This is a genomic window from Nonomuraea sp. NPDC049400 (assembly GCF_044466425.1).
Taxonomy (GTDB): Bacteria; Actinomycetota; Actinomycetes; order Streptosporangiales; family Streptosporangiaceae; genus Nonomuraea.
This window is the reverse complement of sequence record NZ_JBITMP010000038.1, coordinates 39367-57588: the sequence shown is the minus strand read 5'-3', so window position 1 is coordinate 57588 and position 18222 is coordinate 39367. Positions and strand designations below refer to the sequence as shown.

20 protein-coding genes and 1 pseudogene are annotated in these 18222 nt (G+C 70.9%); 16 read left to right on the top strand and 5 right to left on the bottom strand.

Annotated elements, in window-relative coordinates; all coding sequences use genetic code 11:
* Nucleotides 1-35: 35 nt before the first annotated feature.
* Nucleotides 36-1589 (top strand): histidine kinase, encoded by a 1554-nt coding sequence (locus tag ACIBVN_RS41955; RefSeq protein ID WP_397145870.1) that lies wholly within the window; start codon nucleotides 36-38, stop codon nucleotides 1587-1589.
* Nucleotides 1586-2230: a response regulator gene (locus ACIBVN_RS41950; RefSeq protein ID WP_397145869.1), complete on the top strand. Its 645-nt coding sequence runs from the start codon at nucleotides 1586-1588 to the stop codon at nucleotides 2228-2230. Before ACIBVN_RS41955 ends, ACIBVN_RS41950 begins: the two co-directional genes overlap by 4 nt.
* Nucleotides 2231-2306: 76 nt before the next feature.
* On the opposite strand, the gene ACIBVN_RS41945 is transcribed toward ACIBVN_RS41950, so the two are convergent.
* Complete coding sequence (locus tag ACIBVN_RS41945) at nucleotides 2307-3083, bottom strand: hypothetical protein (RefSeq protein ID WP_397145868.1); 777 nt, start codon at nucleotides 3081-3083, stop codon at nucleotides 2307-2309.
* 55 nt (nucleotides 3084-3138) lie between these two features.
* On the opposite strand from ACIBVN_RS41945, the gene ACIBVN_RS41940 reads away from it, so the two are divergent.
* The 3 genes from ACIBVN_RS41940 to ACIBVN_RS41930 are packed head-to-tail and all read left to right on the top strand — an operon-like array spanning nucleotide 3139 to nucleotide 6016.
* The gene (locus ACIBVN_RS41940; protein ID WP_397145867.1) at nucleotides 3139-4140 is read left to right on the top strand and encodes an AAA family ATPase; all 1002 of its coding nucleotides are present in this window, start codon (nucleotides 3139-3141) and stop codon (nucleotides 4138-4140) included.
* Nucleotides 4137-5072 carry a DUF58 domain-containing protein gene (locus ACIBVN_RS41935; RefSeq protein ID WP_397145866.1) on the top strand — a complete coding sequence of 312 codons (936 nt, stop codon included), beginning with the start codon at nucleotides 4137-4139 and terminating at the stop codon, nucleotides 5070-5072. The genes ACIBVN_RS41940 and ACIBVN_RS41935 overlap by 4 nt, the downstream gene beginning before the upstream one ends.
* Entirely contained in the window at nucleotides 5069-6016 is a 948-nt protein-coding gene (locus ACIBVN_RS41930; RefSeq protein ID WP_397145865.1) for a VWA domain-containing protein, read from the top strand. The genes ACIBVN_RS41935 and ACIBVN_RS41930 overlap by 4 nt, the downstream gene beginning before the upstream one ends.
* A 22-nt stretch (nucleotides 6017-6038) precedes the next feature.
* Here the strand turns inward: ACIBVN_RS41930 and ACIBVN_RS41925 are convergent, their stop codons facing one another.
* Entirely contained in the window at nucleotides 6039-6194 is a 156-nt protein-coding gene (locus ACIBVN_RS41925; protein WP_397145864.1) for a hypothetical protein, read from the bottom strand.
* A 247-nt stretch (nucleotides 6195-6441) separates the two neighbouring features.
* Here ACIBVN_RS41925 and ACIBVN_RS41920 point away from each other — a divergent pair, with 247 nt between their 5' ends.
* From ACIBVN_RS41920 to ACIBVN_RS41905, 4 genes are all read left to right on the top strand, one after another.
* A complete protein-coding gene (locus tag ACIBVN_RS41920; RefSeq protein WP_397145863.1) occupies nucleotides 6442-7032 on the top strand; it encodes a class I SAM-dependent methyltransferase in 591 nt (196 codons plus the stop codon).
* Nucleotides 7029-7568: a TrmH family RNA methyltransferase gene (locus ACIBVN_RS41915; protein ID WP_397145862.1), complete on the top strand. Its 540-nt coding sequence runs from the start codon at nucleotides 7029-7031 to the stop codon at nucleotides 7566-7568. The genes ACIBVN_RS41920 and ACIBVN_RS41915 overlap by 4 nt, the downstream gene beginning before the upstream one ends.
* Nucleotides 7569-7606: 38 nt before the next feature.
* The gene (locus ACIBVN_RS41910) at nucleotides 7607-8404 is read left to right on the top strand and encodes a glycerophosphodiester phosphodiesterase family protein (RefSeq protein WP_397145927.1); all 798 of its coding nucleotides are present in this window, start codon (nucleotides 7607-7609) and stop codon (nucleotides 8402-8404) included.
* Nucleotides 8405-8731: 327 nt separating this feature from the next.
* Nucleotides 8732-10165, top strand: a complete 1434-nt coding sequence (locus ACIBVN_RS41905) for an MFS transporter (protein ID WP_397145861.1) — start codon at nucleotides 8732-8734, stop codon at nucleotides 10163-10165.
* 183 nt (nucleotides 10166-10348) lie between these two features.
* Here the strand turns inward: ACIBVN_RS41905 and ACIBVN_RS41900 are convergent.
* Nucleotides 10349-10627: pseudogene (locus ACIBVN_RS41900) on the bottom strand (winged helix-turn-helix transcriptional regulator); the annotation flags it as partial.
* 51 nt (nucleotides 10628-10678) lie between these two features.
* On the opposite strand from ACIBVN_RS41900, the gene ACIBVN_RS41895 reads away from it, so the two are divergent.
* On the top strand, nucleotides 10679-11188 hold the full coding sequence (locus ACIBVN_RS41895) for a nuclear transport factor 2 family protein (protein WP_397145860.1): 510 nt from the start codon (nucleotides 10679-10681) through the stop codon (nucleotides 11186-11188).
* 259 nt (nucleotides 11189-11447) lie between these two features.
* Here ACIBVN_RS41895 and ACIBVN_RS41890 read toward each other — a convergent pair whose 3' ends face one another.
* The gene (locus ACIBVN_RS41890; protein WP_397145859.1) at nucleotides 11448-11630 is read right to left on the bottom strand and encodes a hypothetical protein; all 183 of its coding nucleotides are present in this window, start codon (nucleotides 11628-11630) and stop codon (nucleotides 11448-11450) included.
* A 925-nt stretch (nucleotides 11631-12555) separates the two neighbouring features.
* Complete coding sequence (locus ACIBVN_RS41885) at nucleotides 12556-13671, bottom strand: epoxide hydrolase family protein (RefSeq protein ID WP_397145858.1); 1116 nt, start codon at nucleotides 13669-13671, stop codon at nucleotides 12556-12558.
* A 62-nt stretch (nucleotides 13672-13733) separates the two neighbouring features.
* Here ACIBVN_RS41885 and ACIBVN_RS41880 point away from each other — a divergent pair, with 62 nt between their 5' ends.
* From ACIBVN_RS41880 to ACIBVN_RS41855, 6 genes are all read left to right on the top strand, one after another.
* Nucleotides 13734-14693, top strand: coding sequence for a helix-turn-helix transcriptional regulator (locus ACIBVN_RS41880; protein ID WP_397145857.1), 960 nt, complete (start codon nucleotides 13734-13736; stop codon nucleotides 14691-14693).
* A gap of 55 nt (nucleotides 14694-14748) precedes the next feature.
* The gene (locus ACIBVN_RS41875) at nucleotides 14749-14895 is read left to right on the top strand and encodes a CGNR zinc finger domain-containing protein (protein WP_397145856.1); all 147 of its coding nucleotides are present in this window, start codon (nucleotides 14749-14751) and stop codon (nucleotides 14893-14895) included.
* A gap of 220 nt (nucleotides 14896-15115) precedes the next feature.
* Nucleotides 15116-15460 carry a VOC family protein gene (locus tag ACIBVN_RS41870; RefSeq protein WP_397145855.1) on the top strand — a complete coding sequence of 115 codons (345 nt, stop codon included), beginning with the start codon at nucleotides 15116-15118 and terminating at the stop codon, nucleotides 15458-15460.
* Nucleotides 15461-15842: 382 nt separating this feature from the next.
* On the top strand, nucleotides 15843-16349 hold the full coding sequence (locus ACIBVN_RS41865; protein ID WP_397145854.1) for a pyridoxamine 5'-phosphate oxidase family protein: 507 nt from the start codon (nucleotides 15843-15845) through the stop codon (nucleotides 16347-16349).
* Nucleotides 16350-16526: 177 nt separating this feature from the next.
* Nucleotides 16527-16934 carry a YciI family protein gene (locus ACIBVN_RS41860; RefSeq protein ID WP_397145926.1) on the top strand — a complete coding sequence of 136 codons (408 nt, stop codon included), beginning with the start codon at nucleotides 16527-16529 and terminating at the stop codon, nucleotides 16932-16934.
* Nucleotides 16931-18076 carry an RNA polymerase sigma factor gene (locus ACIBVN_RS41855; RefSeq protein WP_397145853.1) on the top strand — a complete coding sequence of 382 codons (1146 nt, stop codon included), beginning with the start codon at nucleotides 16931-16933 and terminating at the stop codon, nucleotides 18074-18076. The genes ACIBVN_RS41860 and ACIBVN_RS41855 overlap by 4 nt, the downstream gene beginning before the upstream one ends.
* Nucleotides 18077-18222 lie beyond the last annotated feature (146 nt).

Genomic DNA, 18222 nt, shown 5'->3' with positions numbered 1-18222 from the left:
CCAGAGCGAATAACCATCGACATATAATCGCGGATGTGAGAAGGAACCTGCCCCGCCGGTGGGCGTGCCTCATCCTGGGCGGCGCGCTGCTGATGCCGTACATGATGGTCGGGGTCCTGGTCTCGGCCCAGTGGCAGGGACAGAACGCCAACCTGCTGCTGCCCGCCCAGATCGGGGTGTTCGTGGCGGTGTTGCCGGTGGTGGCCGTGACCGGGCTGTTCCTGCCCGTGCGCGGGCTCGAGGTGAACGCGGCGCAGGGCCTGCTCGGGGCGCACGTCGAGACCCCGCCCAGGCAGGCGGGCCGCTCCTGGCAGGAGCGCCGCCGCACCGCCGCCTGGTTCACCCTGCACCTGGCGATCGGCGGCCTGGTCAGCGGCTGCACGCTGGCGATCGTGCCGTTCACGCTGGTCACGCTCGCGCTGCCGTTCGCGGGGCGGGCGACGCCCATCCTCGGGGCCGCGGTCGAACCGGGATGGCCGACCGTGCCGTGGGTGGCGGGCGGGCTCGCGCTGCTCGCGGCGCTGGTCGCGGGGGCGGCGGGCACGGGCGAACTGCTGGCCAGGCTGGCTCCCGTCCTGCTCGGCCCCACCCCGGCCGAACGCCTGGCCGCCGCCGAGGAGCACGCCCGTACGCTCGCCGAGCGCAACCGGCTGGCACGCGAGCTGCACGACTCGGTCGGCCACGCGCTGAGCGTCGTCACCCTGCAGGCCGCGGCCGCGGGCCGGGTCCTCGACCGTGACCCCCAGACGGCGAGGACCGCCCTGGCCGCCATCGAACAGTCGGCCCGCGCCGCCCTGGAGGACCTCGACCACGTCCTGGGCCTGCTACGAGAAGAACAGCCGGCCGCCGAGTCCCGGGGCCGCCACGCCCCGCCCGGCGTCCCGCGGCCGGAAGGGGCCCCAGCCGACGTCCCACGCCCTGAAGGTGCCCCAGCCGACGTCCCACGCCCTGAAGGTGCCCCAGCCGGCGTCCCACGGCCCGGAGGCGCCCCGCCCGACGCCTCAGGGGGCGTACTCCTGCGTTCCCTGCCGGCAGGAGCCTCAGCCGGAGGGCGGGAGGGCTGCGATCCAGCTGAGGAGAGCGCGCTCGATCGGGGCGGCCAGAGTACGGCGCGGCCCGGGCGCGAGCGTGGCGGGCTCGGCGGGCCGGGCGCGGAAGAGGCGGGGCAGGACACGGACAGGGCGGGGCAGGGAGTGGCCGCGCCGGTCCGCGGCAGGGCGCCGCAGGCCACGCTGGCCAATCTCGACGAGCTGGTCGCCGCCTCGGGTGCGCAGGTGCGGCAGGAGGTGGGCGACCTGTCCGCCGTGCCCGCCGTGGTCTCCCGGGAGGCCTACCGCATCGTCCAGGAGGCGCTCACCAACGCCATCAAGCACGGCCGCGGCCCCGTACGCCTGACCGCCGCCGTACAGGGCGGCGACCTGCGGATCGAGGTCACCAACCCCGGACACGGGAACGGCGCCCGCTCCGGAGGCAGGGGCGTGACCGGCATGCGGGAGCGCGTCCGGCTGCTCCGCGGCGAGCTGGAGGCCGGACCGACCGAGGCCGGATGGAAGGTCTCGGTACGCCTGCCGCTACGGTCGAGCCCATGACGCTCAAAGTCGTGATCGCCGACGACGAGGACCTCATCCGTGCCGGCCTGCGGATCATCATCGACGCCGAGCCGGACCTGACCGTGGTGGGCGAGGCCGCCGACGGCGCCGCGGTCGTGCCCGTGGTGCGCCGCGAACGGCCCGACGTCGTCCTCATGGACGTACGCATGCCAGCACTCGACGGCATCCAGGCCACCGAGCGCCTCCTGGCCCTCGACGACCCGCCCAAGGTGCTCGTGGTGACCACGTTCGAGAACGACGACTACGTCTACGACGCGCTGCGTGCCGGGGCCAGCGGTTTCCTGCTCAAGCGGGCCAAACCGGATGACCTCGTGCGGGCCGTCAGGCTGGTCGCCGCGGGCGAGTCGTTGCTGTTCCCCGCCGCGATCCGGGCGCTGGCCGGGCGCCGCCCGCAGAGCCCCGCGCGAGTGCCCGGGATCGACCGGCTGACCGGCCGCGAGGGCGACGTCCTGCGCCTGATGACCAAGGGCCTGTCCAACAACGAGATCGCCGCCGAACTGGTCGTCAGCCAGGAGACGGTCAAGACGCACGTCGGCAACGTGCTGGGCAAGCTGCGCGCCCGCGACCGCACCCAGGCCGTGATCGCCGCCTACGAGTCCGGTTTCGTCTCACCCGGCTGACACCCCCCTTGGATACCCTGCCGCCGCGCGGGGCTGGGGTCCCTCTGGAGAGTGCAAGGGAAGGGGGCCCCGCGGATCAATGGAAGAGCGGAGACCCCTCGCCCGCGTCGTCGCCGGGTGTCTGCCCGGGTGTGACCTGCCCGCTCTGCGACGGCGACGGGGACGGGGACTGCGTGGGCCGCGGCTCGGGGCTCGCCGGCGTGGGCGGCGGCGTCGGGATGAACACCGTCGGCGGCAGCTGCCTGGGCTGCGGCTCGCTGTCGCGCCTGCCGAGCAGGAGCAGCAGCAGGATCGCCGTCACCAGCAGCACCAACAGCACCAGCGCGAGCGCGGCCATCAGCACCCGCTTGCGGGTCTCGGTTAGCGGCCTGCGCCGCCGCGCCGGCCCGGGCAGGGCGGGCGCGCGGTCGGTCAGCCAGTACGGCACGAAGTCGGGCCCATGAGCATGCCCGATGAGCGTCCCGCCCACCATGACCGGCTCCAGGAAACGTTCCGCCCCCGGACGGCCCGGCACGTACGGCACCGCCACCCACGGCGCGTGCCCGGCGTCGAAGTCGAGCACCTCGGGCGTGCCGTCCAGCACCGCGCCCCGCGACCGGCCGGAACGTGCGAACCAGCCGCGCATCCCGGACCGCTCGCCGCCGGCCTCCTTGACCGCGGTCACGAACCTGTCGCGCGCCGCCGCGTCGAACGCGGCCCCTCTGGTCAGCACGGCCAGCGACACCGCGCGCCCGTCGGGTCCCTGCCCGAGGTACACGAAACCGGCCGGAGCCGTGTGCAAGCGGGCCTGGACCACGTATGGACCCAGCCGGGGCGGATCGCCGTACTGCAGGGGACTTGCCACGTTTGCCATGAAAGCACAGACGTGGCGTCGTGCACGTTTGCGGCGCGTTTGGTGGAATGGCGTCATGAGCGTCGCCGAAGAGTTGCCAGGCGGAAACGACGTGGGGCTGCTGCGTCAAAGTCTCGACGAGGTCCGGCGTGTCATCGTCGGCCAGGACCACATGGTCGAAAGGCTGATCGTGGCCCTGCTGGCCCGCGGGCACTGCCTGCTCGAAGGAGTCCCAGGCGTCGCCAAGACCCTCGCCGCCTCCACCCTGGCCACTGTCGTGGGCGGCACGTTCGCCCGGATCCAGTTCACCCCCGACCTCGTGCCGAGCGACATCGTCGGCACCCGCGTCTACCACCCGTCCAACGAGAAGTTCGATGTCGAGCTCGGCCCCGTGTTCGTCAACTTCCTGCTGGCCGACGAGATCAACCGCGCCCCCGCCAAGGTCCAGTCCGCGCTGCTGGAGGTCATGGCCGAGCGGCAGGTCACCCTCGCCGGCGTCACCCACCCGCTGCCCAAGCCGTTCATCGTGCTCGCCACCCAGAACCCGATCGAGTCCGAGGGCGTCTACCCGCTGCCCGAGGTGCAGCGCGACCGCTTCCTGTTCCGAGTACGGGTGCCGCATCCCAGCGCGCACGAGGAGCTGGAGATCCTCCAGCGGATGAGCGTCACCCCGCCGGTCCCCGAGCGGGTGCTCGACCCGGACAAGCTGCTGAGCCTGCAGGAGGCGGCCGAGCAGGTCTCGGTGCACCAGCTCGTCGCCGACTACGTGGTACGGCTGGTCATGTCCACCCGCAACCCCGCCGAGTACGGCCTGGCCGACCTCGCCGAGACCATCGAGATCGGCGTCAGCCCGCGGGCCACCCTGGGCCTGGTCGCGGCCGGCCGGGCACTGGCCCTGCTGCGCGGGCGCGACTACCTGCTGCCCGACGACGTGCGCGACGTGGCCGTGGACGTCATGTCGCACCGGCTGATGCTCACCTTCGACGCCCTGGCCGACGGCGTCGATCCCGAACAGGTCGTCAGGCAGATCCTGCACGCCGTGCCCCCGCCCCTCGTCGTCTGGAACCAGAACCGTTGAGCACGACAGCGGAGCAGGCACTACGGCGGCTGGAGCTCACGGTCACCCGGCGGCTGGACGGGCTGCTGCACGGCGCCCACCAGGGGCTGCTGCCGGGGCCGGGCAGCGAGGCCGGCGACAGCCGCGTCTACGTGCCCGGCGAGGACGACGTGCGCCGCATGGACTGGAACGTCACCGCCCGCACCACGGTCCCCCACGTACGCGACCTGATCGCCGACCGCGAGCTGGAGACGTGGGCGCTGGCCGACCTGTCGCCCAGCATGGACTTCGGCACCGCCGACACCGACAAGCGCGACCTGGTGGTGGCGGCCGTCGGCGCGATCGGGTTCCTGTCGAGCAGGATGGGCGACCGCTTCGGCGCGCTGGTGCTGCACGACGAGTACCTGCACCGCATGCCCGCCCGCACCGGCCGCCCCGCCCTCTACGGGCTGCTGCACTCGCTCATGGACGCCCCGCGCGGCCGGGTCGTGCCCGACCCTCCCGACCTGGCCGAGGGCATCGAGGTGCTGTCGGCCAGCCGCAGGCGGCGCGGCGTGCGGCTGATCGTCTCCGACTTCCTCGACGCTCACCCCGACCTGGACCCCGACGCCGAACGCCCCTGGGAGCGGCCCATCAGGCGCCTGGCGGCCCGCCACCAGGTGCTGGCCGTGGAGGTGATCGACCCGCGCGAGCTTGAGCTGCCCGACGTGGGCCGGGTAGCGTTCACCGACCCCGAGACCGGGAACGTACGCGAAGTGCATCTTTCCCCCAAAGTTCGGCAAGCATACGCGGAGGCGGCCGCCCTGCAGCGTGAGGGCACCCGCGTGGCGCTGCGCCGCGCCGGCATCGCACACCTGGTGCTGCGCACCGACCGGGACTGGGTGTTCGACGTGGCGCAGTTCGTCCTGCGCCAGCGCCGCATGAGCCACCTCGCACACAGGAGACCCACGTGACGTTTCTCGCCCCCGGCTGGCTCTGGTTGTTCCTGCTGGTGGGGCTGCTGGTGGCCGGGTACATCGCGTCGATGTTCGCCCGCCGCCGCTACACCGTGCGCTTCACGAACCTGGCCCTGCTCAACCTGGTCGCCCCCGCCGGGCCCAGCTGGCGCCGCCACGTAGCACCGGCGCTGTTCCTGGCCATGATGGCGCTCCTGGTCGTCGGCGCGGCCAAACCCGCCGACCAGGTACGCGTGCCGCGCGACCGCGCCACCATCATGATCGCGCTGGACGTGTCGCTGTCCATGGACGCCGACGACGTCCAGCCGAACCGCATCAGCGCCGCCAAGGCCGCCGCGCAGGCGTTCGTCAGGGAGCTGCCCGACCGCTTCAACGTCGGCGTGGTGTCCTTCGCCCGCTCCGCCAACGTCGTCATCTCGCCCACCACCGACCACCAGGCCGTGGTCACCGCCCTCGGCAATCTCACCACCCGCCCGGGCACCGCGATCGGCGAGGCGGTCTTCAACTCGCTCGACTCGCTGCGCTCGTTCGACCAGCAGGCCGCCACGGACCCGCCGCCGGCCGCGATCGTGCTGCTCTCCGACGGCGACAACACCTCGGGCAGGTCAGTGAACGAGGCCATCGACGCGGCCCAGCAGGCCCGCGTGCCGGTCTCCACGATCGCGTACGGCACCCAGGAGGGCACCGTCAACATCGACGGCCGGCCGGTGAACGTGCCGGTCAACAAGCAGACCCTGCAGTCGTTGTCCGACGGCACCAGCGGCCGGGCCTACGCCGCCGAGTCAGGCAGCGAGCTGCGCGAGGTCTACGAGCAGATCGGCACCTCCCTCGGCTACAAGCTGGTCAGCCAGGAGATCACCCAGTGGTTCATCGTGGCCGCGATCGTGGCCGGGCTGCTGGTGGCGGGGGCGGCGGTGCTGTTCGGGTCCAGGATCCCCTGACCGGGCAGCGGAGTGGCGTGAGTCACCACTCGGCGAAGGAGCCGTCGCTGTGGCGCAGGAGCGGTGGGCGCCAGGCGTGACCCTGCTCCGCGGCGGATCGCACCGCGGCCTCGTCGACATCGATGCCGAGGCCCGGTCCGCTGGGCCGGTCGATGTGACCGTCCACGAACCTGAACACCGTCTCTACATGGCTCTGTTGAGGCTTGGGGCGGCGGCCAAGCGTCTAGGCGTGCACCCGACGACGCTGCGTCTGCAAGCTGACCAGGGCCAGATCGGTTCGTGTGGGTGGGCAGGTCTCCCTCGGCCGGCACGACCGCGATCACCTAGCGCCCCCTTTCCGCCGTACCCCGCGACCGCCCTAGTGCCGAGCGCGGGGACGTCGGCGTGGGCTGAGGTCACGGGGCGGTCCGGTAACGTTTTGCGATGTGGCCCACTACTTCTCCGAGCAGCCGAAGACCGCGAGCAGGCCGGGATCCGTCGACCTGGTCCTGCCCGATCTGCACCTGCGGCTGGAGACCGACAGCGGCGTCTTCTCGCCGGAGCGGGTCGACGTGGGCACGCGCATCCTGCTGGAGACCGTTCCGCCGCCTCCGCAGGAGGGCGACCTGCTCGACCTGGGCTGCGGGTACGGCCCGATCGCGCTGACCATGGCCTCGCGGGCGTCGGAGGCGACGGTGTGGGCCGTCGATGTGAACCGGCGCAGCCTGGAGCTGACCGCTAGGAACGCCGAAGCCGCCCGCCTTTACAAAGTAAGGTCAGTGCATGTCGATGAAGTGCCAGATGATGTGAAATTTCGGGCAATCTGGTCTAATCCTGCGATCCGAATAGGGAAGCAGGCTCTGCACGAGATGCTCACCAGGTGGCTGACGAGGCTCACTCCCGACGGCGTGGCCTACCTGGTCGTCCAGAAACACCTCGGCTCGGACTCCCTGCAGCGCTGGCTCGGCGAGCAGGGCTGGCAGGTCTCGCGTGAGGCCAGCCGGGCCGCCTACCGCATCCTGAAGGTGACCCGATGAGAAGGCAACTGCGCCCCACCGACGTCAAGCGACTCAACCGCACCTGGCGCAGGAACACCGGAAACCGCCTCAGCCTGATCATCGAATCGGTCACGGGGCCGTTCAACATCGGCTCCATCTTCCGCAGCGCGGCCGCGTTCGGCGTGGACGAGATCTGGCTCGCGGGCAACGCCACCCCGCCCACCAACCCCAAGGCGGGCAAGACGGCGCTCGGCACGGAACGCCTGGTCACCTGGCACGAGCCGATCCCGGCCGCCGACGCGGTCAAGGCCGCCAAGGAGGAGGGCTACGCGGTGCTGGCCATCGAGCTGACCGCGGAGGCCGTGCCGCTGCACCGCGCCGACCTGGCCCGCGACGTGTGCCTGGTGGTCGGCAGCGAGGACCACGGCTGCTCCCCCGCCCTGCTCGAGGCCGTGGACGGCGTCTGCTACATCCCGCAGGTGGGGCGGGTGGGCTCGTTCAACGTGGCGGTGGCGGCGGCCATCGCGCTGGCCGAGACCCGCCGCCAGGAGTGGGAGAATCTCCCCGAACCGTAACCGAACCGTTCACCCACGGAAGGCATACTCAGGACGTGCTGAGCCGTCGATTCGCCTTTCTCGACCATCCGGGCCCGCTGGCCTTCGCCCACCGCGGAGGCGCCGCCGAGAGCGCGGAAAACTCCGTCGCGGCCTTCGAACGGGCGGTCGCGCTCGGCTACACCTACCTGGAGACCGACGCGCACGCCACCTCCGACGGCGTGCTGGTCGCCTTCCACGACCACACGCTCGACCGCGTGACCGGCCACCGGGGCCGCATCTCGGAGCTGCCCTACCGGGCGGTCAGGCAGGCCCGCATCGGCGGGGTCCACGAGATCCCGCTGCTTGAGGACCTGCTGGGCACCTGGCCGGAGATCCGGTTCAACATCGACGTCAAGGAGGCGGCCGCCATCGCCCCCCTGGCCGAGGCGGTCCGGCGTACCAACGCCTATGACCGGATCTGCCTGACCTCCTTCTCCGACGAGCGCCTGGTGCTGGCCAGGGCGGCGCTGGGCCGGGAGGTGTGCTCGGCGCTCGGCCCGCGCGGCGTCGCCGCGCTGCGGGCCGCCGCCTCCACCTCCGGCTACGGCCGCCTGCTGGCCGGTCTGTCACGCTCAGGCGTCCCGTGCGCGCAGGTGCCGGTGGGCTTCCGCGGCCTGCGCGTGGCCACCCGACGCCTGGTGCGTACGGCCCACGCCATCGGCATGCAGGTGCACGTGTGGACCGTCAACGACCCCGCCCGCATGGAGCGCCTGCTCGACCTGGGCGTGGACGGCATCATGACCGACAACGTCACGGCCCTGCGCGGCGTGCTGGAGCGCCGCGGCCAGTGGCACCCCGGCAGCCTGGCCGCATGACGGGCCCAGGTCGGCCGCATCCGCAGCGACGCGACCGACCCGCCGAATGGCCACTTAGGAGCGAGCAAACCATGCCCGTACCCGCACCGTCCCTGGACACTGAGCAAGAGTGAGTCCCGCACAGTGGCACGCCCCGAACGGTCTCGGGCGCACTGGTCCCCCACGTACAACCCTGGGCGGCGACACACGTCCCGCGTGCGGTCCGGTCCAGGGCGGCGAGTTGGCACCAGCAGGTCGTAGATCGCATACGCACCGTATAGGTCCGATGTCAGCCTGTCAGCGCAAACACTTACTCAAGCGAGCTCATACACAGGAATGCCTTCCTCGATGAACACTCCCCCCCTCCCCGCGGCCGTCGACGACTCCCCCGCAGCGCGCAGGCGCGAGCAGCGCGGCTGGTACCTCTACGACTGGGCCAACTCCGCCTTCTACACCACGATCATCTCGGTCTTCCTCGGCCCGTACCTCATCCCGGTCGCCAAGACCGCGGCCTGCGCCAAGGACTTCCCGGCAGTCGCGTCCGACACGTGCGTGGCCGACTTCGACAAGCTGGCCGCCGCCAACCCGGGCCTGGGGTACGTCGACGTGCTGGGCGCCGACATCAGGCCGGCCGCGTTCTTCGGGCTGACGCTGACGATCGCGGTGCTGCTGCAGATCGTCGCGCTACCCGTGGTGGGCGCGCTGGCCGATCACACCGGGCGCAAGCGGGAGCTGCTCGGCGGCTTCGCCTACGTCGGGGCGCTGGCCACGATGGGCCTGTACTTCGTCGAGGGCGACCGCTACCTGCTGGGCGGGGTGCTGTTCATCCTGGCCAACCTCGCGTACGGCTCTTCGGTCGTGGTCTACGACTCGTTCCTGCCGCAGATCTCCTCCCCCGAGGAGCGCGACGGGGTGTCCTCGCGCGGCTGGGCCATCGGCTACCTCGGCGGCGGTCTGCTGCTGGCGCTCAACCTCGTGCTCTACCTGCAGCACGAGAGCCTGGGCCTGGGCGAGGGCATGGCGGTGCGCATCAGCATGATGTCCGCGGGCCTGTGGTGGGCGATCTTCACGATCATCCCGCTGCTGCGGCTGCGCAACCGGCCCGTACCCGTCCACGAGAGCACGGCGCTGCGCTCGGTCGGCGGCAGCTTCCGCCAGCTCGGCCGCACCCTGGCCGAGCTGCGCCGCTATCCGCTGACGCTGCTGTTCCTGGTGGCGTACCTGGTCTACAACGACGGCGTGCAGACGGTCATCGGCAACAGCGCCGCCTTCGCCTCCGAGGCGCTGAAGCTGGACAAGACGGTGCAGATCACCGCCATCCTCATGGTGCAGTTCGTGGCGTTCTTCGGGGCGCTGCTGCTGGGGTGGCTGGCCCGCAGCTTCGGGACCAAGCGCACCGTCCTGGCGAGCCTGGTGCTGTGGACGGCGATCGTGGTGGCGGCGATGTTCGTGGCGGAGGGGCAGGAGCTGCAGTTCTACCTGATGGCGTTCGCGATCGCGATCGTGCTGGGCGGCACTCAGGCGCTGTCGCGCTCGCTGTTCTCGCAGGTGATCCCGAAGGGCCGGGAGGCCGAGTACTTCAGCCTGCTGCAGATCAGCGACAAGGGGTCGGCGTTCATCGGCTCACTGACGGTCACGATCGCGCTGCAGCTGACCAACAGCTACCGCATCGCCATCGTCTCCATGATCATTTTCTTCGTCATCGGCTTCGTCCTGCTGGCCCTGACCAACCTGCCCAAGGCCATCCGCGCGGCGGGCAACGAGGTCCCGGCGCGCCTCTGAGTCAGGAGGGGCCGCGAGGAGCATGGTGCCCGGGCCTTGGGCCGCGCCCGGGCCCCCCACGGCCGTCACCGTGTCGGCCGTGGCCTCCCCGCCGCAGTGCGGGCAGGTGACCACGGGGGTGAAGCGCTCGCCACAGGAGTGCACCAGGAGCGCGGGCGGGCCGCCCGGCGGCGTGGACCAGCGATCGCCCCAGGCCATCAACGTCAGCAGGGCCGGCACGATGTCACGGCCCGCCTCGGCGAGGACGTACTCGTAACGCACCGGACGCTCCTGGTACGGCCGCTTCTCCACCACCCCGGCCGCGACCAGGTGCTCCAGGCGGCGGGTCAGCAGGTTGCGCGAGATCCCCAGGTCCTCCACCAGATCGTCGAACCTGCGCAGCCCCAGGAACAGGTCGCGCAGGATCAGCGGCGTCCACGGCTCGCCGACCACGCCGACGGCTTGGGCGATGGAGCAGTGCATCTCACCGAACCTGTTCATGCACCCAGGATAGAGGGTTGATAAAGTGAACTCATGACAGTTCACATTCAGGACTCACCCGCCAGGGCTTTCCGCGAGGCCGGCGAGGCGCACGACGTCGACGCCCTCGTCGCCACGCTCGCCGACGACGTGGTCTTCCGCTCGCCGCTCAGCGCCACGGCCCGTTTCGCGGGCAAGGAGCAGGTGCGGGAGCTGTTCTCGGTCGCGTTCGGCGTTCTGTCCGAGCTGCGCTACCAGAACGACATCGGCGACGATCGCCGGCGGGCCCTGACCGCGACCGCCCGGCTGGGCCGCCAGGAGATCCACGAGGCGAGCCTGGTCGAGGTGGGCGAGGACGGCCTGATCAAGGAGATCACCATGTGGATCCGTCCCCTGCCCGGACTGACGGCGATGATGGCCGCGCTCGGCCCCGGCCTCGCCCGGGCCACCGGCAAGCCGGGCCTTCCCTGGCTGGTGGGCGCCGCCGTCAAGCCACTGGCGGCGATGACCCGCCTCGGCGACCGGACCCTGGTCCCCCTCCTGACCCGCCGACGCCCTCGCTAGCCCCGGAACAGGCGCCCAGTACGGGGTGCCGTCAAGAATCGTTTCCGGAACAGTCCCGGGAAGCCGCCGCAACTACGTCCGTAGCGGATTGTCGCTGACCAGCCATTAGGGCTCACGACTGGTGGAAACCCTGCAGGGCTCACAGTCCAGGGCTGTCCGCCGCTCGTCGAGCCACGGTCCGCCTGCCGCCGGACGAGTGGCTATGAAGACGGAACGTCCCCCCGTCCTGCCGGACAGGGGGACAATGGACCGCCGCGCCTCACACCAGGCGCTTGCCACCCGATTCGCCGTCGGCCGGCACCATGGTCCCTTGCGGCGGTGATGGTTGTTGCGGTTTGCGGATCACGGTATCCGCATGCGCAGGAGTGATGCTCAGCGCCAGCACGGCGGCCAGGCCGGCGGCCGTAGCGGCGGCACGGCGAGTCCAGGTACGGGTCTTCATACGGCTCTCCCAGTCGGCCGATGATCACGACAGCACTGTCCATCAGCATCAGTGCTACATCCCCGCCCGTCCACCCCAGAAGGGCCAAGTGGCCACAAGCGGACAGGCCCTCGCACCCGCGGACGTTCACGGCGGCTATGGGCTCGCGTCGGTCTCGCTCCAAGAGATCAAGACCCGTATCCGATGTGGCGCAACGGTGCGTTGCGAACGAAGTCGTGGACGTCGTGGCTGCCGCGCCTGCGCGTTGGGCCTGCCGTACCAGCCGGATCGCGGCGGCACCCACGCGATGCCAATCTCCGCCGTGATACCGGCAGCACTGGCGTGGTTGGTGAGGTGGAGCGAACTGGCGGGCGATGCGGCGGACCCAGCTGATCCCGGTGGACATGCAGGCCGGAGTGCGCGGAACAGGTGGGGCGGAGGAGCCGCACCGTTCAGATCGTGCGGAACCGTGGTTCGTCTTCCGGCTCAGGCAGGCGTGGCACACAACCGTCGCCGCGATCGGAGTCCACCGTGCTGCCCACCAGCCGCGTCAGCTCATCCTCGGTGATCCGGGCCTACTGGGGGCAGCAGATTGAACGTGCTGTCGCCAAAGAGTTGGCTCGCTCTCGCCCGGACAGTGACGGCGCCAGACTGCGACGGGGTGAACGCCAGGAGCGGTGAACAGTTGCTGGCGAGAAAACTGGTCCGCTCAACGGTGAACATGTGATCGTCGGCCATCCGCGTGCGTGCAGCGGCGTGCTGCTCCAGGAGGGACTCGAGGGGGATGTCACGGCGTCAGCTCCATATGGGGATCAAAGGCGTTCAGGAACAAGCTGCTTGCGGCGAGTTGCCGCGTGCTGACGCTGACCCGCCGCCAAAGATGATCGTCTGTCACATCAGGGGTACGGGTGGCGGGCGCTCGCCACCCGTACCTGGCCGGCCGAGGTCAGCGGAGCCGGCGGAAGAAGCCGCGAATGTCGTCGACCAGCAGGTCGGGCACGTCGTGCGCGGCGAAGTGGCTGCCCTTGTCGTAGACGTTCCCGGACACGATGTTCTTGTGGTCGCGTTCGGCGAACGGGCGGATCGACTGGAAGTCCCAGGCGAAGTTCGCCAGCCCGAGCGGCACGGTGGTGGGTTCGGCCGGCTTGTCGGTGGCGTGGAAGTCCTCGTAGTAGAGGCGGGCGGATGACGCGGCGGTGTTGGTCAGCCAGTAGATCATCGTGTTGGTCAGCACGTAGTCCGGGTCGAGGTTCGGGCCGAGCAGCTGCGCGTTCCAGCCCAGCTGCCCCACCGGCGAGTCGGCCAGCGCGTGTGCCAGGGTCTGCGGCGCGGTGGACTGCAGTTTGTCGTACGCGCCGCTGTTGTCCGTCCACCACTGCAGGAACTGGACCTTCTTCTGGTCCTCCTCGGACAGGCCGGTCAGCTCGGCCGGTTCGCCCGAGGGAAAGGAGAAGATCTGGGTGACGTGCACGCCGATCACGTGCTCAGGATCGTGACGGCCGACTTCGGGCGAGATGACCGAGCCGCAGTCGTTGCCGTGCGCGCCGTAGCGCTCGTACCCGAGGCGGCGCATCAGCTCGGCCCACGCCCTGGCGATCCGGTACCGATTCCACCCCCGCTCGGCGGTGGGGCCAGAGAACCCGAAACCGGGCAGCGACGGGATCACCAGATGGAAGGCGTCGGCCGGGTCGTCACCGTGGGCTCGCGGGTCGCTCAGTGGGCCGATCACATCCAGGAACTCCACGATCGTGGTCGGCCAGCCGTGCGTGAGCAGCAGTGGCGTGGCGTCCGGCTCGGGTGAGCGGACGTGCAGGAAGTGCACGTTCTGCCCGTCGATGACCGTGGTGAACTGGGGGTGTTCGTTGACCTTCGCCTCCCACACGCGCCAGTCGTACCCGTCGCGCCACCGCTGGACGAGGCTTTGCAGGTACTGCAGCGAGACGCCGTAGCCGGTTCCGGCGGCGGGCAACTCGTCGGCCCAGCGGACCCGGGCCAGGCGCTCGGTCAGGTCGTCCAGGTCTGACTGCGGGATATCGATGCGGAATTCGTGGATCTCGGTCATGTCATCGACCCTGCCGGGCCATTAGGAAGGTCTAATTCCTAATTGTCGGGGATTCTTGAGAGATGTTGGAAACCTCCGCCCGCCTCCTGCGGCTGCTCTCCCTCCTGCAAACCCCGCGCGAGTGGACCGGCGCCGAACTCGCCGAGCGCCTCGGGGTGAGCGGGCGGACCGTGCGTACCGACGTGGAGCGCCTGCGCACCCTCGGCTACCCGGTACTGGCCACGCGCGGCGCGACCGGCGGCTACCGTCTCGGCGCCGGCGCGGCTCTGCCGCCGCTGCTGCTCGACGACGAGGAAGCGGTCGCCGTCACCGTCGGCCTGCGGACCGCGACCGGTGGCGCCATCGCGGGGATCGAGGAGGCGTCCTTGCGGGCGCTGGCGAAGCTGGAGCAGGTGCTTCCGTCCCGGCTGCGGCGCCGGGTCAACACCCTGCAGGCCTACACGGTGCCGGTTCCCCGCGACGACGCCGGCCCCAGCGTCGACCCGTCGATCCTGACCACCCTGACCGCGGTCTGCCGCGACCGGGAACGGCTCCGGTTCGACTACCACGACCATGCCGGTGCGACCACCGTGCGCACCGTCGAGCCGTACCGGCTGGTCAACTGGGGCCGCCGCTGGTACCTGCTGGCATGGGACGTCGAGCGGGGCGACTGGCGTACCTTCCGCGTCGACCGGATACAGCCCCGCACCCCGACCGGCCCCCGCTTCACACCGCGCGACCTGCCCGGCGACGACGTCGCCGCGTACGTGTCACGCCGGGTGTCCGCCGCCGCCTGGCGCTACCGGGCGCAGGTCACCGTGCACGCGCCGGCCGACGTCGTCGCCGATCGAATCAGCCCAGCAGTCGGAACAGTCGAACGCGTCGACGAACGCACCTGCGTCCTGCACACCGGCGCGGACACCGTCGAGACCCTCGGCGTCTACCTGGGCCTGCTCGGCGAGGACTTCGACGTCACCGGGCCGCCGGAACTCCTCACGCACCTGCGCCGTCTCGCCGACCGGTACACACGCGCGACCAGCTGATCTTCAGCAGGTGATCAGACCTGCACGCGCCTTCCCTCACGCATGGAGCGTTTCGATGGGGGCCGGACGCAGCGGCCGGCCGTTGTGGGCCTACTACGACCACTCCCGCAATCGGCGCCGGACCTGGTGCTCAATGGACATTTGCGGGAACCGCGCCGAAGCCCGCGCCTCTCACCACCGCAAGTCCGCCGCGCGCCCTTGATCGCGGACCGGCCCCACGCGCGGATCAGCGAAGGCGCGCGGTGGCATTCCAGCGGCTGTCACACGCACGCCGGCGCGAGCGGCGCCGTGCCGGCCCACACGACGTCTGATGCCATCCTCGATGTCCGCGGACGCCGGACCCTCCGCCGACGGCCGGCAGCAGATGAGTTTGGGTGGCGGGAGTGGTCTTACTCTCGAAACGACTGGAAGGAGCGGCTCCGGTGGACTTGCACAGTGTCGTGTGCGTGCGTGACCTGGCGACATCGCAGAAGTGGTTCGAGGTGTTCTTCGGGCGGCCGGCGGACGAGATCATCGGCGAGGAGCTTCTGTGGCAGGTCGGTGAGAACGCGTGGGTCGTCCTCGACGACCGGCAGGTGCGGGCCGCGCGGGTGGGCGGCACCATGATCACGTTCGGCGTGACCGACCTCGACGACATCCTGGCCCGGCTGGCCGCGCACGGCATCGAGCACGAGCCCGTGGAGACCTACGGCAACGGGGTGCGCCACGTGGAAGTCCTCGACCCGGACGGCAACAGCCTGTCGCTCGCGGAGGCGCCCGCCCAGTAGCCGGTCTGCGGGCGTGGTCGCGGGCCGGCGCGGCGCTGTGCCGCGTTGGCCCGTACCGCGCCAACGGCTACGCCATGTGACCGCTGCTGGTTCGGGGCTCATGGCAGCTACCGAACGTCGGGCCTGCCGCGGCGCTCGATCCTGGCCTGCGGCTGCCGGTCGGGAAATCGTCGCTGCCGGGTGTCGAGAATGTGGCGCCGGCTCCGTCCCAGGGACACCGGCGGCCACGACGGGCCGCGCGACGAAGGAGAGCCACCATGATCGTACGGATGGACCAGGTGGGCTTCGCCGTCGAATACATCGACGCCGTCGTCGCCGGCCTGCGAGACTGCGGCGCGGAACTCGCGCCCGGCCTGCGACCGAGAAAACGACAATGAGAGGGATGACCGTGGAACCGAACGAGATCACCGAGGTTCTGAACCGGCCGATCAGCCAGGAACTGCTGGCCCGCGACCTGACCCGCCTGGCCTACGTCGCCAAGGACGGCACACCCCGCAATGTCCCGATCGGGTTCACCTGGAACGGGTCGGAGATCGTCATGTGCACCACGAAGAACGCCCCGAAGCTCCCAGCCCTGCGCGAGAACCCGATGGTCGCCCTGACGATCGACACCGAGGTGCACCCGCCCAAGATCTTGCTCATCCGCGGCCGAGCCGAGCTGGACTTCGTCGACGGCATCCCGGACGAATATCTCCGGGCGAACAGCACCTACGAGATGACACCGGAGCAGCGGGTCGAGTGGGAGGCGGAGGTGCGTTCGCTCTACCACGACGGCATGGTCCGGATCGTGGTGACCCCGACGTGGGCGAAGCTGATCGACTTCGAGACGACTCTGCCGAGCGCGGTCGAGGAACTGGTCAGACAGCGGGAGCAGCGTCAGCGCGCCTGAGCAGCGCGCGGCCCCCCGCGCCGGGGTGAATCGCCTCAACGCCATCCATCTGCGGCGCCGCGGTCTCTTTGAAATCCGCCAGAGAAATCTCGCAGTGGGATGTCGAGAACCCGCGCTCGGCTTCGTCCCCGGAGTGAACACGGCCACAATGGGCCGTACCGCACCAAGGAGAACATGATGGCCAAGTACCTCCTGCTGAAGCACTACCGTGGCGCGCCGGCAGCGGTCAACGACGTGCCGATGGACCAGTGGACGCCGGAGGAGGTTTCGGCGCACATCAAGTACATGGATGACTTCGCCGCCCGGCTCGAGGCCACCGGCGAGTTCGTCGACGGTCAGGCGCTCTCCCCGGAGGGCACGTTCGTCCGTTACGACGGCGAGGGGCGGCCGCCGGTCACCGACGGCCCGTTCGCGGAGACCAAGGACCTGATCGCCGGCTGGATGGTGATCGACGTCGAGACCTACGAGCGGGCGCTCGAGCTGGCCGGCGAGCTGTCCGCGGCTCCGGGCGCGGGCGGGAAGCCGATCCACGAGTGGCTCGAGGTGCGCCCGTTCCTGTCCGCGCCGCCCACGGTGACCGAGTGAACGAGTCGCTGCTGCGGGAGCTGGTGCCCGCGGTGATCGGTGTCCTCGTCCGTCGCGGAGCCGACTTCGCGGCGGCCGAGGACGCCGTGCAGGACGCCCTGGTCGAGGCCGTGCGTGTGTGGCCGGACGATCCGCCGCGGGACCCCAAGGGCTGGCTGGTCACCGTGGCCTGGCGTAAGTTCCTCGACGCCGCCCGCGCCGACACCTCCCGGCGGCACCGCGAGGTACGCGTCGAGGGCGAACCGGTGCCCGGCCCGGCTGAGGCGGTGGACGACCCGCTCCAGCTGTACTTCCTGTGCGCGCACCCGTCCCTGACACCGTCTTCGGCCGTCGCGCTCACGCTGCGCGCGGTCGGCGGCCTGACCACGCGTCAGATCGCGCAGGCCTACCTGGTGCCGGAGGCGACCATGGCCCAGCGCATCAGCCGGGCCAAGCGGACCGTCTCCTCCGTCCGGTTCAACCAGCCAGGTGACGTCGCCACGGTGCTGCGCGTGCTCTACCTCGTCTTCAACGAGGGCTACTCCGGCGACGTCGACCTCGCCGCCGAGGCGATCCGGCTCACTCGCCAGCTGGCGGCCAGGACCAAGGATGAGGAGGTGGCGGGCCTGCTCGCGCTCATGCTGCTCCACCACGCACGGCGCCCGGCACGGACCGCCACCGACGGCAGGCTCGTGCCGCTCGCCGAGCAGGACCGCGGCCTGTGGGACACCCGCCTGATCGCCGAGGGCGTCGACGTGCTCCAGGCGGCCCTCGCCCGTGACCGGCTGGGGGAGTTCCAGGCCCAGGCCGCCATCGCCGCGCTCCACGCCGACGCCCAGACGGCCGAGGAGACCGACTGGGTGCAGATCGTCGAGTGGTACGACGAACTGGTGCGCCTCACCGACAACCCGGTGGCCCGCCTCAACCGGGCCGTCGCGATCGGCGAGGCCGACGGCCCGCGGGCCGGCCTGGCCGCCCTGGCGCAGCTCGACCCCTCCCTGCCTCGCCACACGGCCGCCGCGGCGTACCTGCACGAGCGTGACGGTGACCTGGTGACCGCAGCACGGCTCTACGCCGAAGCCGCCCGATCAGCGCCCAACCTCCCCGAACGCGAACACCTCACGCGACAGGCCGCACGGCTCAACACGCAGCTGCGCGGTTGAGCGGCGGGCGTTCCGGGTCCCGTGACGCCCCCCGCCCGTCAGGGCAACCGGCACAGGACAGGCTCCAGCAGGCCCGGCCGGCGCTCCCCCCTCTCCGAAGCCGGCGCTCACCGCTCCAAAGAGAGAGCACCGCTCTTGACATCAGT

Bases quoted from the DNA above. Each gene is read 5' to 3' on its own strand.
- ACIBVN_RS41860 (WP_397145926.1), top strand. From the start codon at position 16,527: ATGGCCAAGTACCTCCTGCTGAAGCACTACCGTGGCGCGCCGGCAGCG.
- ACIBVN_RS41905 (WP_397145861.1), top strand. From the start codon at position 8,732: ATGAACACTCCCCCCCTCCCCGCGGCCGTCGACGACTCCCCCGCAGCG.
- ACIBVN_RS41895 (WP_397145860.1), top strand. From the start codon at position 10,679: ATGACAGTTCACATTCAGGACTCACCCGCCAGGGCTTTCCGCGAGGCC.
- ACIBVN_RS41950 (WP_397145869.1), top strand. From the start codon at position 1,586: ATGACGCTCAAAGTCGTGATCGCCGACGACGAGGACCTCATCCGTGCC.
- ACIBVN_RS41915 (WP_397145862.1), top strand. From the start codon at position 7,029: ATGAGAAGGCAACTGCGCCCCACCGACGTCAAGCGACTCAACCGCACC.
- ACIBVN_RS41875 (WP_397145856.1), top strand. From the start codon at position 14,749: ATGGGGGCCGGACGCAGCGGCCGGCCGTTGTGGGCCTACTACGACCAC.
- ACIBVN_RS41865 (WP_397145854.1), top strand. From the start codon at position 15,843: ATGACCGTGGAACCGAACGAGATCACCGAGGTTCTGAACCGGCCGATC.
- ACIBVN_RS41890 (WP_397145859.1), bottom strand. From the start codon at position 11,630: ATGAAGACCCGTACCTGGACTCGCCGTGCCGCCGCTACGGCCGCCGGC.
- ACIBVN_RS41880 (WP_397145857.1), top strand. From the start codon at position 13,734: ATGTTGGAAACCTCCGCCCGCCTCCTGCGGCTGCTCTCCCTCCTGCAA.
- ACIBVN_RS41945 (WP_397145868.1), bottom strand. From the start codon at position 3,083: ATGGCAAACGTGGCAAGTCCCCTGCAGTACGGCGATCCGCCCCGGCTG.
- ACIBVN_RS41940 (WP_397145867.1), top strand. From the start codon at position 3,139: ATGAGCGTCGCCGAAGAGTTGCCAGGCGGAAACGACGTGGGGCTGCTG.
- ACIBVN_RS41885 (WP_397145858.1), bottom strand. From the start codon at position 13,671: ATGACCGAGATCCACGAATTCCGCATCGATATCCCGCAGTCAGACCTG.